We start from the raw sequence: 13,663 nt of genomic DNA, 5'->3' as shown, positions 1-13,663 counted from the left end.
GGTGCTCATTTTTCTTGTTTCTTCCGCAGTGCACGCCCAGCTGCCTGCAGGTACTACCGACACGACCGCGCAGCCACAGGCTCAACCGCAGGACCCTGCCCGGGCCGAAGCCAGTGACGCTCTCGATAAACAAGACTTCGCCACCGCGTTGAAGCTGCTTACGCCGCTCGCAGAGAAGAGTCCGAACGATGCGCGGCTGCTCTACGACCTTGGCTTTGCGCAGGAGGCGCTCGACCAGACCTCCGCGGCCGAGGCGACTTATAACCGCGCAATTGCTGCCGACGCTACATACTTTGATCCTCACCTCGCCCTTGGCCTTTTGATGGCACGCACAGGAAACCAGGCCGGTGCCCACGCCGAACTGGCTAAAGCAGTCACCCTCAACACGGACAACCAGCTTTTGAAGGCCCGTGCCTACCGGGCGCTCGCACGCTTGGACGAGAGCGCAAATCCTGCGGTCGCCAGTGACGAGCTTCTCTCCGCGATGAAGATCTCGCCCGAGACCCCTGACGACATTCTCTTCTCCGGCGAGCTTGCCGAGGCCTCCGGCGACCCCGCCTCCGCCGAAGCCGCCTACCGCCGCCTGCTGGCCGCCGATCCGCACAATCAGGACGCGATCTCGGCGCTCGCGCACGTTCTATTGACACAGAAAAAGACCGATGAGGTAGAACCACTTCTTACCGAGGCCCTTGCGAAAGATCCCGGCAATCCGACCCTCAACGCCCAGCTTGCCAGCCTGTACGAGCAGGAGAACAAGACCGAACAGGCTCTGCCGATCGTTGAAAAACTGCATGCCTCTCACCCCGGCGACCCGACTCTCACCCGGCTGCTGGCCCGTCTCTATAGCCATAGCCAGCAGTACGATAAAGCCGCTCCCCTCTACGCCTCGCTGGTGGCCACCGTGCCGCACGACCCCACGCTGCTCGACGACAGCGCCGATGTGCAGATCCACCTGAAAAACTACGCCGCAGCGGAGTCCCTGCTCAAACGCGCGGTCGCCCAACCGTCTGAGTTTCCAACCAAAGAGAGCCTCGGCGACGCAGCCAGCCGGCTCGCTTTTGCGGCCTCGGCAAACAACGATCCGCAAACTACCTTGCAAGCGCTGGATATTCGTGCTACAGTACAGGCCAATTCACCGAGTTCGCTCTTTCTTGCAGCAACTGCGCACGATAAGCTCCACCACACCAAACAGGCGGCCGACCTGTACAAACAGTTCCTCTCCGTGGCGAACGGCCAGTTTCCGGACGAGGAGTGGGAGGCCCGCCACCGCCTCATCACCCTCGATCACATGAAGTAGGCAAGCGCTCCCATCGAGGTGCGTTATGAAGTCTACACTTCGCCTCATCGCTGTTCTGCTCCTGCCACTGGTTCTGCCTGTCTCCGCTTCCGCCAACTCCATCGACGAATCCCTGCCCGACGCCAGTGCGCTCAGCCAACTGGAACTCCGCGCCCAGCAAGCCAATCCACGCGATCAGTGCTTCCTCTATACCGAACTCGTCCATGTGATGACGGAGATTGCGGGCAAGCAGATGCGCGACGGTGACATCGATCAGGCCAGCGCCACGCTCAAGAAGGTGAACGCGTATGCGCAGCTTATCCATATGGACCTGGCCAGCAACACCAAGCGCCTGAAGAATGCCGAGCTGCTGATGCACCACACAACGTACCGGTTGAACGAGTATCTGCATCAGGCCTCCAGCGAAGACCGTGCGACGCTGCAGCTTACCCTGAAGCAACTCGATCAGGTCCACGACGAGCTTCTGGCGCAGGTCTTTCGGCACTGAGCCTTCCCTTCCTGACCAGCAAGCGGCCCGGACAAAGAAGCTCGGGGTTCCGCGTCGGTCTGCCTTCGCATACACTTAGCCAGAGTTCGGTTGTGTCACCCATGCTTCGTCATCTTTCGCTTGGACTTCTTCTGTTCGGTCTCGCACTAACTGCCCATGCCCAGAGGGCCGATAACGCTCTCTCCGAGGGCGAGGTGGAGCAGCTTCGCGAGTCCGCCTATGTCCCGAATGATCGTGTGTTGCTCTTCATCAAACTGCTGGATACGCGGAACAAGACCATCCAGGACCTTTTCGCTCATCCGCGCAAGCCGGGGCGTGAGGAGGACACCCACGATCTGCTGGAGCAGTTCACCTCCATCGCAGACGAGCTGAACGACAATCTCGACGACTATGGTCCGCGACACAGCGATATCCGCAAGTCGCTGCCGAAGCTGGTGGACGCCACGGAACGCTGGGCCTCCAACCTGAAGTCGCCGCCAGACGACGAAGCCTACGCCGTCTCCCGCCGCCTGGCTCTGGAAGCGGTGCGCGATCTGCACGAGCAGGCGACGCAGATGATCGCGGATCAGAAGGCGTGGTTCACCGCGCATCCGCCTGCGAAGGAAGCTCCTCCAAATAAGAACGGACCTATCGAGATACCTCGCCCCTAACGGCCAATTGTTATCGCTCGTCTACTGCGGATAGCGCAGGCGTACCTGCCGACACACCTGTCCACAGGCTGCTGTCTTATAAAATCTATTCAGGATCCTTACCCTGAGTACACCGAAACATCCCGGCGCCTCACCCCTGCGCAAATTTTTGCAGCTGTTTTCGCCGGCCCAGCAGCATCCGACCCTCTTCGACCACGTACCCGCGCCCGTCGCCGCGCCTCGTCGTCCGCTTGTAGTCAGGAAACCCCGAGCAGCGAAGTTGCCCGCACCCACATCGCTCATCGCCATCTTCGAGGAGGAGTACCGCGAGCTGCGGCCTCGTGCGCCCATCCCTCCGCTTGACATTCGCTTTCGCCGATTCACCTCCCTGAACACGACCATTCGACTGCGCGAGGGCAGGCTGCACGTCCGTCTGTCGGATCTGCTAGAACCGGCGCCTGAGACTGTGCATCACGCGATCGCTCATATCCTGCTGGCAAAGCTTTATAAGAAGCCAATCTCGCCCACCCATGCGGACCGCTATCGTCGACACGTCTCCTCAGAGGCCGTCTCCCGCCAGGCCGAGCACATTCGTCAGACGCGTGGGCGCAAGCGTCTCTCCACGCCGACTGGTCATCACTACGACCTGAACGAGGTCTTCGAGGCCTTGAACACACGCTTTTTTAACGGCCTGCTCGGACGCCCGACGCTGACCTGGAGCGCGCACCACGCACGCCGCATGCTGGGCCACTATGACGCGGCGCACAACACCATCGTCGTCAGCCGCGTCTTCGATCGGCCGGACACGCCACGCTGCGCCATCGAGTATCTGCTGTACCACGAGATGCTGCACCTCAAGCATCCCGTCCGTGTGAAGGCCGGGCGCCGATGCGTCCACTCCCGCGAGTTTCAAGCCGAGGAGCGTCTCTTTCCCGAGCTCGAAGCCGCGAAGGCATACCTGAAACGCCTGTAAATCCTTCCCTTTCAATTCAGATGGCTAAGATTTCACGCGCAGGCGCGATGTGCCGTGCTACGATTCCGCTACGCAAAATCACCGTCTTTGCGGCCATCGAAGCGCGGCGTAACGTTCAGCTTCTTCGGTCGCCTGTCGCCAATTACACCAGATGCACGGGCTCTCGCACTCCAGTCTTTCTTCTCCATTAGCGAAAATAATTCATGGGAAAGCGCAGGTAATCACACATGCATCTTTCGAAACGCGTTACCGCTGAGTTCTTCGGCACGTTCTGGCTGGTCTTCGGCGGCTGCGGCAGCGCCGTCCTCGCAGCGGCGTTCCCTGGCCTTGGCATTGGCTTTGTGGGCGTCGCCCTGGCCTTCGGACTTACCGTCCTCACCATGGCATTTGCAATCGGCCACGTCTCTGGCTGCCATCTCAACCCGGCTGTCTCCATCGGCCTCTTCACGGCCAAGCGCTTTCCCGCCTCCGAGCTTCTGCCCTATATCATCGCGCAGGTTCTGGGAGCCATCGCCGGATCGGGTGTTCTCTATATGATCGCCAGCGGCAAGCCTGGATTTTCACTCGCGGGCGGATTCGCGTCGAACGGCTACGCCGACCACTCTCCAGGTGACTACTCTCTGCTGGCCTGCTTCGTGGCCGAGGTCGTTCTCACTGCCTTCTTCCTTCTGGTGATCCTCGGTTCCACCGACGAGCGCGCTCCCAAAGGCTTTGCCCCTATCGCAATCGGACTCTGCCTTACGCTAATTCACCTCATCAGCATTCCGGTCACGAACACCTCGGTTAACCCGGCCCGCAGCACAGGCCCCGCGATCTTCGTCGGCGGATGGGCACTAAGTCAACTCTGGCTCTTCTGGGTCGCACCGATCCTCGGCGCCGTTATTGGCGGCCTCATCTCAACGGCCTTCTTCTCCGCGCCGCAGCCGCCCATCCGCGAAGAGATGGCGCGCGACCGTCCATAACATCCGTCAGAAATCTATCGGTGAGTTCGCAGAGTCTCCTCTACGAACTCACCCCCACCGGCGCCGAGACTACAGTTCCCTTCCGCGTCACCACCATCACAAGCAAACCGACCACGATGGATCCCAGCGCCGCGACCTGCGCGTTGCTCATACCCCAGTAGAGCCGTGGGTTGATTCGTACGAACTCCACCAGAAATCGCCCTAAGCCGCTCAGTACAAGGTAGAGTCCGGTCAGCCATCCGAGCGGTCGCGACTTGCGCCCGAGCCTCCACAACAGCCACGCCAGCGCGAGGGAGAACAGCAGTTCATACACAGGCGTGGGCTGCACCAGAGCGTCAGGCGGAGTCGGCGGCACAAGCGCGTTCTTCGCCATGTGGACGCCCCAAGGCAGGGTGGTGTTGATGCCGTAGTCTCCATCGCCCGAGGTCAGGCAGCCAATCCGTCCGACGCCGTAGCCGATAGCCGCCGCCGGAGCCGCGAGATCCAGCATTCTCACCGCGGCGCGCCATCCCGTCAAACCGCCCGGCCGCGCCTGACGTCCCTGCCACATCAGCATCGCAATACCGGCGAGCATGCCGCCAAACCATGCAAACCCCGCTTGGAACCAGTGCAGAAAGTCCATCGCCACCGCGAGCGGACGATGCCAGCCCGGAGCTCCGATATGCTTCAGAGCATAAAACATATCCGCAGGATTCTGAAGCTCGTGCCAAGTCTTCGCCCCGAGCACGCCTGCGATCACCACAAATGCCACCACGCTCAGCGCATCCGCGTCCACGCCGTTGCGCACAAAGTTCCTATGCAGCGCCACCGTTGCCGCAACCGCAGCCAGCCAAAGCAATAATCCAAACGTACCCAGGTGAACCGGGCCAAAATCGATATAGGGAAACATAGTCCTCGCTCTTTTAAAGTATAGCGACCTTTCCCTCAGCCCCCTATTCGCGCTACGCTGTCGTTTATGTCCTCAAGTACGCCGCCCTCCAGCACGCCCGTCTTTCCGCCCGCCTCCACCATGGAGATTCTCTTCACCCGGCAACAGATCGCCGACCGCACCCGCGAGATCGGAGCGCAGATCACGGCCGACTATCAAGGCAAGTCCATCGTGCTGATCGGCGTCCTCAAAGGCGCGGCGATCTTTCTCGCCGACCTCGCCCGCGCGATTGAAGTGGACAACACCTTCGACTTCGTCGCCGTCTCCAGCTACGGCCGCGCTCAGGTCTCCTCCGGAGCGGTGAAGCTCATCAAGGACATCGACAATCCCATCGAGGGCAAGCACGTAATCCTCGTCGAAGACATCCTCGACACCGGCCTTACGCTCAGCTATCTGCGCGGCCTCATGCTTCAGCACAAGCCCGCATCGTTGAAGATCGCAACCTGCCTCGACAAGCCCGAACGCCGCCTCGTTCCTATCGAGGCCGACTATGTAGCCTTCAAGATTCCCAACCAGTTCGTCATCGGCTACGGCATGGACTACGCAGAACGCTACCGCGGCGTGGACGACATCCGCATCTTCCCTGCTGAGGTCGCCGGCCACTGAACTCGTGCCGCAGCCTGTGCGATGGAACTACGAGACCACACGGCGCGGCAGCCACAGCCAGCAATAAAATCCCAGCACGCATAACGCGACGAACGCCGCCTGTTCAGCGGGAAGGATCCATTGCGTCGTCGGGTAGAGCGTCTGCTTCCATGCCGCGTCCCGAAAGAGCGGCACAATCGGCCAGACGAAGAGCAGCCAGCGCGAGCCGGAGAAGAGTTCGGCGCAGAGATGGGCTCCACGCCACATCTTCTTGCGGCGATGCGACTCCCATCCCATCGTCTGGCCACCGCTCAACTTCGCAATCTTTGGGCAGAGATCCTGGTGCAGATAGCTCGCAACCTGGATGATGCGGATCTGCGCATAGGCAAATAAGAATCCCAGCAAGAGAAACGGTGGCCCCGCCAGAAGAATCTCGGGGCGCTCCATATAAGCATGGATCGCGATAGGATCTTTGCCCAGCTGTGCTGTGACGATGAGAGCAATCAACCCGGTGATCGCCGCGATGGCGAAGGAGAGCGACTGATGCTCGATCGACTGAAAGTTCGTAATCTCGCTGCGCAGTGCGGAGTACTCGGCCAGATGTACCGTTAGCTGCGCCTGATGCTGATCGATGCTCCCCGGTGCTGGATTCATCGCATCGCTCCTCACGCAAAACTTTAGCATCAAACCTGTTTTCTGCCACAGACTTCAGCTTGAGTGCTCAGTAGGTACCAAGCTCGAACGCATCTGCAAGCAGCTCGTAGCTCCGGAGCCGCTTGGACTGCTCCCACACAATTGAATTGACAATCAGCTCTTTGATTTCAAGCTCGTTGGCCATCTGCTCTAACTCCGCCTTCACCTTCGCCGGAGTGCCAACGAAGTAGCGCGGCCACTCACCCTCTTCCATCTGCACATCGCCGAGCAGCTTCAACTCCCGCGTTGCGCTCTCAGGCGACGCCACCGGCCGCCGGTCTCCCTGTCGAATGCGCCGCTGCAACAGACGCACGCTGGAGAAGAGGAACTCCGCCTCTTCATCGGTCTCCGCGCACACCACGCCGACCGCCACTGTAGCCTCCGCCTCACTGCGATAAGCACCGCCTCGGAAGCTGCGGCGATAGGTCTCGATTGCAGCGCGCGTATGTACCGGGCTGAAGAAGTGCGCGAACGAATACGGCAGACCAAACTCCACCGCCGCCGCCGAGCTCCACATGCTCGACCCCAGCATCCACACATCCGGCGCGCCCGGCATCTCGGGCGAGACCTTGATCTTCTCAAACGGATGTCCTACCGGAAACTCGTGTCCGAGGAACGCCAGCAGCTCGCTTACCTGTTCAGGAAAGTCGTCGATCATCTTCGTCTTACGATCGCGCTTCAACGCCAGCGCCTCAATCGGCCCACCGCCGGGCGCACGTCCGATCCCGAGATCCACCCGCCCCGGATAGAGCGCATGCAGCATGCGAAAGCACTCCGCCACCTTCAGCGAGGTGTAGTGCGGCAGCATGATCCCACCCGATCCGATCCGAATCCGCTTTGTCTCAGCGCCAATCCTGGCCAGCATCACCTCCGGCGCCGTACACGCCAGCGTATCCATCGCATGGTGCTCCGACATCCAAAACCGGTTGTAGCCAAGCCGATCCACCAGCCGCGCCAGCTCAATCGAGTTCTGCAAAGCCTGGCCCGGCGTACTGCCCTCCGGCACCGGAGACTGATCCAACACCGACAGCCGCAACTTCCCTTTCATCACATCTACGCTCATATCAGATAGATGTTCACCCGCTGAAATCGACCCAAACTCCGCAGTTTTGCTTTCACCTTTTCTTCGCTACAATCAACGCATCTTACTTACAGACAAGAAGACGACTCACTCAACTTAAGCATGAACGTCCAGCAAAAACTCGAGATCCTCGCCGACGCCGCCAAGTACGACGCGTCCTGCGCCTCCTCCGGCGCAAAGCGCAGCGGCAACGGCCAGGGCATCGGCCACTCCGACGGCATGGGGATCTGCCACAGCTACACGCCCGACGGACGCTGCGTCTCCCTGCTCAAGATCCTGCTCACGAACTTCTGCACCTACGACTGCGTCTTCTGCGTGAATCGCGTCTCCTCCGACATCCAGCGCGCACGCTTCACTCCGGAAGAGGTCGCCAACCTAACGCTCGACTTCTACAAGCGCAACTACATCGAGGGCCTGTTCCTCTCGTCCGGCATCATCCAGTCGCCGGACTACACCATGGAGCAGCTCATCCGGGTCGCCAAGACGCTGCGCACCGTCCACCACTTCGGCGGCTACATTCACCTCAAAGCCATCCCAGGTGCAAGCGAACTGCTCATCAAGGAAGCCGGCCTCTACGCCGACCGCCTCAGCGCTAACATCGAGCTTCCCACCCAGCAGGACCTCGTCCAGCTTGCCCCGGAGAAGAAGTCAGCCATCATCGAATCGACTATGAGCCAGATTGCCGTGCGCAAGGACGAAGCCGACGAAGATCGTCGCAAGACTCGCACAGCCCCTAAGTTCGCCGCAGCCGGCCAGTCCACCCAGATGGTCGTTGGAGCAACTCCAGCGAGCGACCGCCAGATCCTCTCAACCGCCACCCATCTCTACGGCCAGTACAAACTTCGACGCATCTACTACACCGGCTTCAGCCCCTACCCTGCCGCCGACGCACGCCTTCCACTAAAGGCCTCGCCGATGATGCGCGAGCACCGGCTCTACCAGTCGGACTGGCTCATGCGCTACTACGGCTTCCGTGCAGACGAGCTCACCAGCGACGATGCACCCGACCTCTCGCTCACGCAGGACCCTAAGACCACCTGGGCCGAAGCACACCCGGAGTTCTTCCCCGTCGACGTCAACGCCGCGCCACGCGAATCGCTCCTGCGCGTCCCCGGCATCGGCTACCAGAACGTCGAACGCATCCTCAGCATCCGCAGGTACCACCGCCTTCTGCTCGAAGATTTGCGAAAGCTTCACGTCCGCACCAAGAGCGTACTTCCCTACCTCATCACGGGCGATCATCTTCCGTCGCTCACAACTCCCGCCACTGCGTCAGCGTCCAACACACAACTTGACCTCTTCGCCCCCATCAGCGCGCTTACCGGCTCACTCTAGATGAAACGCATCCTCCTCGAACCCGACTTCGATGCCTGGCGTGAAGCCGCTCGCGAGGCCCTTCACGCCGGCTATCGCCCCGAAGACCTCGACCTCCAGGATGCCACCGCTCCAAACACGCTGGAGCTAACGCTAGAGTCATCCGAGCTTCCCACCGGCGAGCCAATCTCCGATCCCCATACCTCTCGCGCCTTCCTCGAGACCGCGAAGTTCGCCGCCGTCCACCGCGACCCGCAACGCTGGAACCTCCTCTATCGCGTCCTCTACCGCCTTCAGATGAGCCGCAATCTACTCAAGATCGAGACGGATCCTGACATCTCCGAGCTTCTTCGCCTCGAGTCGCAAGTCCAGCGCGACCTTCACAAGATGCACGCCTTCGTGCGCTTCCGCAAGGTGCTCGACCAGCCCCACTCTCCCATCCTCAGCGAACGTCCCGTCGTAATCGACGAGCTCGTCCCCATCCAGACCGATCCGCCCACGCATCACCTCGTCCTCGAGACCACGACACCCTTCGGCACCGTCAAGACCGACCTCGAGCCCTGCGAGCCGAATTCCACCAACGACGCCACCATAGACGACTGCGAGCATTTCATCGCGTGGTATCAACCCGACCACCGCATCCTTCCCCTCGCCGCACCCTTCTTCGCCGAGCGCTTCAGCATCATGCGCTGGAGCATCCTCACCCCGGACGCCTCCGTCTCCTGGGATCCGACCGCCAAACAGCTCACCTTCGCCCCCGGCCTTCCCCGCGAGTCCGCTCCAGCCGAAGACGAACTCGAAGACCTCTGGCGCTCCTACTACGCCAGCATCTACAACCCCGCACGCCTCAATCCGGATATGATGCGCAGCGAGATGCCTGTCCGTTACTGGAAGAATCTTCCCGAGATCTCCCTGCTGCCCGAACTCATCACAAAATCACAGACCCGAGTCACCGCCATGGTCACCAGCCAGCAACAGAAGTCCTCTGCCCAACCCTTCGTCCCACCCGAACACACACTCCCCGTGCTGCGGGCCGCGCTTCCCTCCTGCAAAGGCTGCGATCTGTACCTCCACGCGACGCAAGTCGTCCCTGGCACCGGTGCATCCAAGGCGACGCTCATGCTCGTAGGCGAGCAGCCCGGCGATCAAGAGGACCTGCAGGGCAAACCCTTCGTTGGACCTGCAGGAAAGCTGCTCGACAGCATCTTCGAGGAGCTCGGCATCGACCGCACCAAGGTCTTCGTCACCAACGCCGTGAAGCACTTCAAGTTCGTCCAGCGCGGCAAGCTGCGCCTCCACCAGAACCCGCGCATGAGCGAGATCACCGCCTGCCGTCCGTGGCTGCTCGCCGAGATCGACGCCGTCCGGCCCCGCGTCATCCTCTGCCTGGGTGCGTCTGCTTCCAAGTCGCTGCTCGGCGGCACCTTCGGCCTCATGCGCGACCACGGCAAGGTGCTCGAAAGCCCCTACGCCAGCCAGGTCGTGGCGACCATTCACCCCAGCGCCATCCTGCGGGCACGCGACAAGGAGTCCGGCGAACAACTGCAGAACTTTCTCCGCGACGACATGGCTCTCGCCTGGCAGACGGCTCAAAAGTCTGTGCGCGTCCCGCAAAACGCCTGAGGCATCCCTTCCACAGCCTGCATCCGGCTGCAAATGAATCTGCTGCCACTCTTAGACCGTCTCGACACGCGTTGAACAAGCACTTCAACTTCAGCCATATACGCGAACTACCTCAAACTCAACTTTCAAAAACGTCGAAATAGTCACAACGACTCGATCCAATAAGCCAGCCGTAACGCTCGTATGATAGAAAGAACCCGGCGCGAACACCCTCCCTCGCCGAAGGAGCACTCTTTTGAACACGCTGTCGATCACAGATCCACTCCCCAACGGCCCGGAGCACTTCGACGCCGCCGCATTCGCCGCCCACACCCTCTCCTCCCCGCAGAATCTCGCCGCGATCCTCGACCACACCCTGCTGAAGCCCGACGCGACCCGCAACCAGGTCCTCCAGCTCTGCCATGAGGCCGCCGAGCACCGTTTCGCCTGCGCTATGGTCAACCCCACCTGGGTCTCGCTCGCCGCCGCCGCCCTCCAGGGCACAGGCGTCCCCGTCGGCGTCGTCATAGGCTTCCCCTTGGGCGCTACGCTCTCCGCCTCCAAACGCGAAGAGACCGCCCACATGCTCAAGCACGGCGCCCACGACATCGACATGGTGCTCAACATCGGCCTGCTGAAGTCCGGCCAGACAGCCGACTACGAGGCCATCCGCCAGGACATCCACGGCGTCGTCCAGCTCGCCCATGCCGAAGGCGCCATCGTCAAAGTCATCCTCGAGACCTGCCTCCTCACCTTCGAAGAAAAACTCCGCGCCTCCGAACTCGCCCTCTCTGCAGGAGCGGACTTCCTCAAGACCAGCACCGGCTTCTCCACCGGCGGAGCCACCGCCGACGACATCGGCCTGCTGCGCGGAGTCGCCGGCCATCGCGCAGGCGTCAAAGCCTCCGGCGGCATCCGTTCCCTCGCCGACGCCACCACCATGCTCCACGCCGGAGCCTCACGCATCGGAGCCAGCGCAAGCGTCAAGATCGTAGCCGAGCTGGCCGGCCACGCCACCGAACCATCCACCACCGCACCCGGCTACTAACCCAAACACTCCAACGCTGCTCCCACACAGACTGGTCAATCCAATCCGATCCGTCCGCGAACTCGCTTTTCCACGCCCTCGTTCGCCTCATGCGCCGTGCTCTTACGAAACACTCCCCAAAACCTCGACCCACCCGGTAATATCAACGCAGCCGAATGCCTCCCCCCACCAAACCGCCAACCGACCCGCCCGCCGAACCCGGCATGATCCAGCCGGAACATCCCTTTGAGGGAGACTATCGACCACCCGCGGCTGGCCTCTTTCATCCTCACGCCGCAGACCCCAGGATCCGCGTCGAGCCCCTCCAGGTCGAGTTCCTCCACCGCCTCGCCGACGCCCTCAACTCCACCCTCGACCTCAACACCCTGATGCACCGTGTCGCCGATCTCGTCCGCGCCGTCATCGACTACAAGATCTTCGCCATTCTCCTGATCAACGACCGCTCCCAGGACCTCCGCATGCGCTTCCAGATCGGCCACACCTCCGAGATCGAGCGCATGCGCATCAAGCTTGGCCGCGGTGTCTCCGGCGAGGCCGCCCTCCTCCGCAAATCCCTACTCGTCGAAGACGTCACCATGCACGAGAACTACATCGACGCCAACCCCAACGTCCGCTCCGAACTGGCCGTTCCCCTCGTCGTCAAAAACAAGGTCATCGGCGTCCTCGATCTCCAGTCCGAGACCATCGGCTACTTCACCCACGAGCATCAGCGCCTGCTCGAACTCGTCGCCTCACGCATGGCCATCGCCGTCGAGAACGCCCGCCTCTACACCCGCGTCTCCCGCCAGGCCCAGACCCTTGGCGTCCTCAACGACATCTCCCGCGAGATCACCAGCATCCTCGATCCCGACGACCTCCTCGAACGCATCGGCCAGTTGCTCAAGCGCGTCATCGACTTCCACATGTTCACCATCCTTCTGTGGAACCCGCGCACCCAGCTCTTCGAGCACCGCTTCTCCTCGCGCTTCGGCGAACGCGTCACCCGCGAACGCACCATCGCCCTCGGAGAAGGCCTCATCGGCACCTCCGCCCAGCTGCGCGAACCCATCCTCGCGCCCGACGTCCGCAAAGACTCTCGCTACGTCGAAGCCAATCCCGAAGTCCGCTCCGAGCTGGCCATCCCACTGGTCTACAAGAGCGAGGTCATCGGCGTCCTCGACCTCGAACACACCCGCGTCAACTACTACAACGAAGACCACCAGCGCACCCTCTCTACCCTCGCCTCGCAGGTCGCCATCAGCATCGCCAACGCCCGGCTCTACCAGCGCATCCACGAGGAAGAGCAGCGTATGGAGCGCGACCTCGACATGGCCCGCCAGGTCCAGCTTCGCCTCATGCCGGCCAACCCGCCGATCCTCGAACACGCCGAGATCGCCTCCCAGTTCGTCGCCGCGCGCTCCATCGGCGGAGACGTCTACGACTTCCTCGACTACGGCCCCGGCCGCACCGCCATCGCTGTCGGAGACGTCAGCGGCAAGGCCGCCCCCGCCGCCCTCTACGCCGCACTGGTCAGCGGCATCCTGCGCTCGCTCGCGCCGCAGCATCTCTCTCCCTCGGAGATGCTCGCCGCGCTCAACGACCAGCTCCAGCAGCGCAAGCTCGACTCGCAGTACGTGACTATGTTGATGGCAGTGTGGGACGACAACAACCAGACCCTCCAGATCGCCAACGCCGGCTCCGTCCAGCCGCTCTTCGTCGCCGCCAGCTCCGATCCCAGCAAGGCTCCCACCGTCCGCACCATCAAGGCCGAAGGCTTCCCGCTCGGCCTCTTCCCCAACGCCGAGTACGAGGAGTTCACCCTATCCACCCGCCCCGGCGACCTCATCGTCTTCTTCTCCGACGGCATCGTCGACGCCATCAACGCCACCGATGAGATGTTCGGCGACGAGCGGCTCATTCATCTCCTCGAGACCCAGAACCGTCCCACCGCAAAGTCGACGGTCGACACCATCCTCCAGGCTGTCACCGACTTTCAATCCGGCACCGATCACTTCGACGACGAGACCATCGTCGTCCTCCGCGTCATCTAGCAAGCAAAAGAGGTCCGCATCCCGCAGACCTCGT

Annotated in this window: 13 protein-coding genes; 10 read left to right on the top strand and 3 right to left on the bottom strand. The window is 61.8% G+C overall.

Annotated elements, in window-relative coordinates; all coding sequences use genetic code 11:
• The first annotated feature begins 1 nt into the window (after position 1).
• The 5 genes from GSQ82_RS20760 (at position 2) to aqpZ (ending at position 4,348) form a co-directional block, all read left to right on the top strand.
• On the top strand, positions 2 to 1,297 hold the full coding sequence (locus tag GSQ82_RS20760; protein ID WP_254061809.1) for a lipopolysaccharide assembly protein LapB: 1,296 nt from the start codon (positions 2 to 4) through the stop codon (positions 1,295 to 1,297).
• 25 nt (positions 1,298 to 1,322) lie between these two features.
• The gene (locus tag GSQ82_RS20755) at positions 1,323 to 1,784 is read left to right on the top strand and encodes a hypothetical protein (RefSeq protein ID WP_158794173.1); all 462 of its coding nucleotides are present in this window, start codon (positions 1,323 to 1,325) and stop codon (positions 1,782 to 1,784) included.
• 101 nt (positions 1,785 to 1,885) lie between these two features.
• On the top strand, positions 1,886 to 2,434 hold the full coding sequence (locus tag GSQ82_RS20750; RefSeq protein ID WP_158794254.1) for a hypothetical protein: 549 nt from the start codon (positions 1,886 to 1,888) through the stop codon (positions 2,432 to 2,434).
• A 259-nt stretch (positions 2,435 to 2,693) separates the two neighbouring features.
• Positions 2,694 to 3,386 carry a M48 family peptidase gene (locus tag GSQ82_RS20745; protein WP_158794253.1) on the top strand — a complete coding sequence of 231 codons (693 nt, stop codon included), beginning with the start codon at positions 2,694 to 2,696 and terminating at the stop codon, positions 3,384 to 3,386.
• Between the two features lie 227 nt (positions 3,387 to 3,613).
• Complete coding sequence (gene aqpZ, locus GSQ82_RS20740; protein WP_158794172.1) at positions 3,614 to 4,348, top strand: aquaporin Z; 735 nt, start codon at positions 3,614 to 3,616, stop codon at positions 4,346 to 4,348.
• Between the two features lie 40 nt (positions 4,349 to 4,388).
• Here aqpZ and GSQ82_RS20735 read toward each other — a convergent pair whose 3' ends face one another.
• Positions 4,389 to 5,237, bottom strand: coding sequence for a prolipoprotein diacylglyceryl transferase (locus GSQ82_RS20735; RefSeq protein ID WP_158794171.1), 849 nt, complete (start codon positions 5,235 to 5,237; stop codon positions 4,389 to 4,391).
• 66 nt (positions 5,238 to 5,303) lie between these two features.
• Here GSQ82_RS20735 and hpt point away from each other — a divergent pair, with 66 nt between their 5' ends.
• Positions 5,304 to 5,882, top strand: a complete 579-nt coding sequence (gene hpt, locus GSQ82_RS20730; protein WP_158794170.1) for a hypoxanthine phosphoribosyltransferase — start codon at positions 5,304 to 5,306, stop codon at positions 5,880 to 5,882.
• A 27-nt stretch (positions 5,883 to 5,909) separates the two neighbouring features.
• Here hpt and GSQ82_RS20725 read toward each other — a convergent pair whose 3' ends face one another.
• A complete protein-coding gene (locus tag GSQ82_RS20725; protein WP_158794169.1) occupies positions 5,910 to 6,515 on the bottom strand; it encodes a hypothetical protein in 606 nt (201 codons plus the stop codon).
• 67 nt (positions 6,516 to 6,582) lie between these two features.
• Positions 6,583 to 7,602, bottom strand: coding sequence for an LLM class flavin-dependent oxidoreductase (locus GSQ82_RS20720; protein WP_254061823.1), 1,020 nt, complete (start codon positions 7,600 to 7,602; stop codon positions 6,583 to 6,585).
• Positions 7,603 to 7,737: 135 nt separating this feature from the next.
• Here GSQ82_RS20720 and GSQ82_RS20715 point away from each other — a divergent pair, with 135 nt between their 5' ends.
• The 4 genes from GSQ82_RS20715 (at position 7,738) to GSQ82_RS20700 (ending at position 13,629) form a co-directional block, all read left to right on the top strand.
• Positions 7,738 to 8,970 (top strand): putative DNA modification/repair radical SAM protein, encoded by a 1,233-nt coding sequence (locus GSQ82_RS20715; protein WP_158794167.1) that lies wholly within the window; start codon positions 7,738 to 7,740, stop codon positions 8,968 to 8,970.
• Positions 8,971 to 10,572 (top strand): UdgX family uracil-DNA binding protein, encoded by a 1,602-nt coding sequence (locus tag GSQ82_RS20710; protein WP_158794166.1) that lies wholly within the window; start codon positions 8,971 to 8,973, stop codon positions 10,570 to 10,572. It begins immediately after the preceding gene.
• Between the two features lie 235 nt (positions 10,573 to 10,807).
• Entirely contained in the window at positions 10,808 to 11,599 is a 792-nt protein-coding gene (gene deoC / locus GSQ82_RS20705) for a deoxyribose-phosphate aldolase (RefSeq protein ID WP_158794165.1), read from the top strand.
• Between the two features lie 155 nt (positions 11,600 to 11,754).
• Entirely contained in the window at positions 11,755 to 13,629 is a 1,875-nt protein-coding gene (locus GSQ82_RS20700) for a SpoIIE family protein phosphatase (RefSeq protein ID WP_158794164.1), read from the top strand.
• The last annotated feature ends 34 nt before the right edge of the window (positions 13,630 to 13,663 follow it).

This window comes from Granulicella sp. L60 (assembly GCF_009765825.1).
Classification (GTDB): Bacteria; Acidobacteriota; Terriglobia; order Terriglobales; family Acidobacteriaceae; genus Edaphobacter.
The sequence above is the reverse complement of the archived record's forward strand: the minus strand, read 5'-3'. Positions and strand labels throughout refer to the sequence as shown.

Coding starts and splice junctions, on each gene's coding strand:
- GSQ82_RS20755 (WP_158794173.1), top strand. CDS start 1,323: ATGAAGTCTACACTTCGCCTCATCGCTGTTCTGCTCCTGCCACTGGTT.
- GSQ82_RS20750 (WP_158794254.1), top strand. CDS start 1,886: ATGCTTCGTCATCTTTCGCTTGGACTTCTTCTGTTCGGTCTCGCACTA.
- aqpZ (WP_158794172.1), top strand. CDS start 3,614: ATGCATCTTTCGAAACGCGTTACCGCTGAGTTCTTCGGCACGTTCTGG.
- GSQ82_RS20735 (WP_158794171.1), bottom strand. CDS start 5,237: ATGTTTCCCTATATCGATTTTGGCCCGGTTCACCTGGGTACGTTTGGA.
- hpt (WP_158794170.1), top strand. CDS start 5,304: ATGTCCTCAAGTACGCCGCCCTCCAGCACGCCCGTCTTTCCGCCCGCC.
- GSQ82_RS20725 (WP_158794169.1), bottom strand. CDS start 6,515: ATGAATCCAGCACCGGGGAGCATCGATCAGCATCAGGCGCAGCTAACG.
- GSQ82_RS20720 (WP_254061823.1), bottom strand. CDS start 7,602: ATGAAAGGGAAGTTGCGGCTGTCGGTGTTGGATCAGTCTCCGGTGCCG.
- GSQ82_RS20715 (WP_158794167.1), top strand. CDS start 7,738: ATGAACGTCCAGCAAAAACTCGAGATCCTCGCCGACGCCGCCAAGTAC.
- GSQ82_RS20710 (WP_158794166.1), top strand. CDS start 8,971: ATGAAACGCATCCTCCTCGAACCCGACTTCGATGCCTGGCGTGAAGCC.
- GSQ82_RS20700 (WP_158794164.1), top strand. CDS start 11,755: ATGCCTCCCCCCACCAAACCGCCAACCGACCCGCCCGCCGAACCCGGC.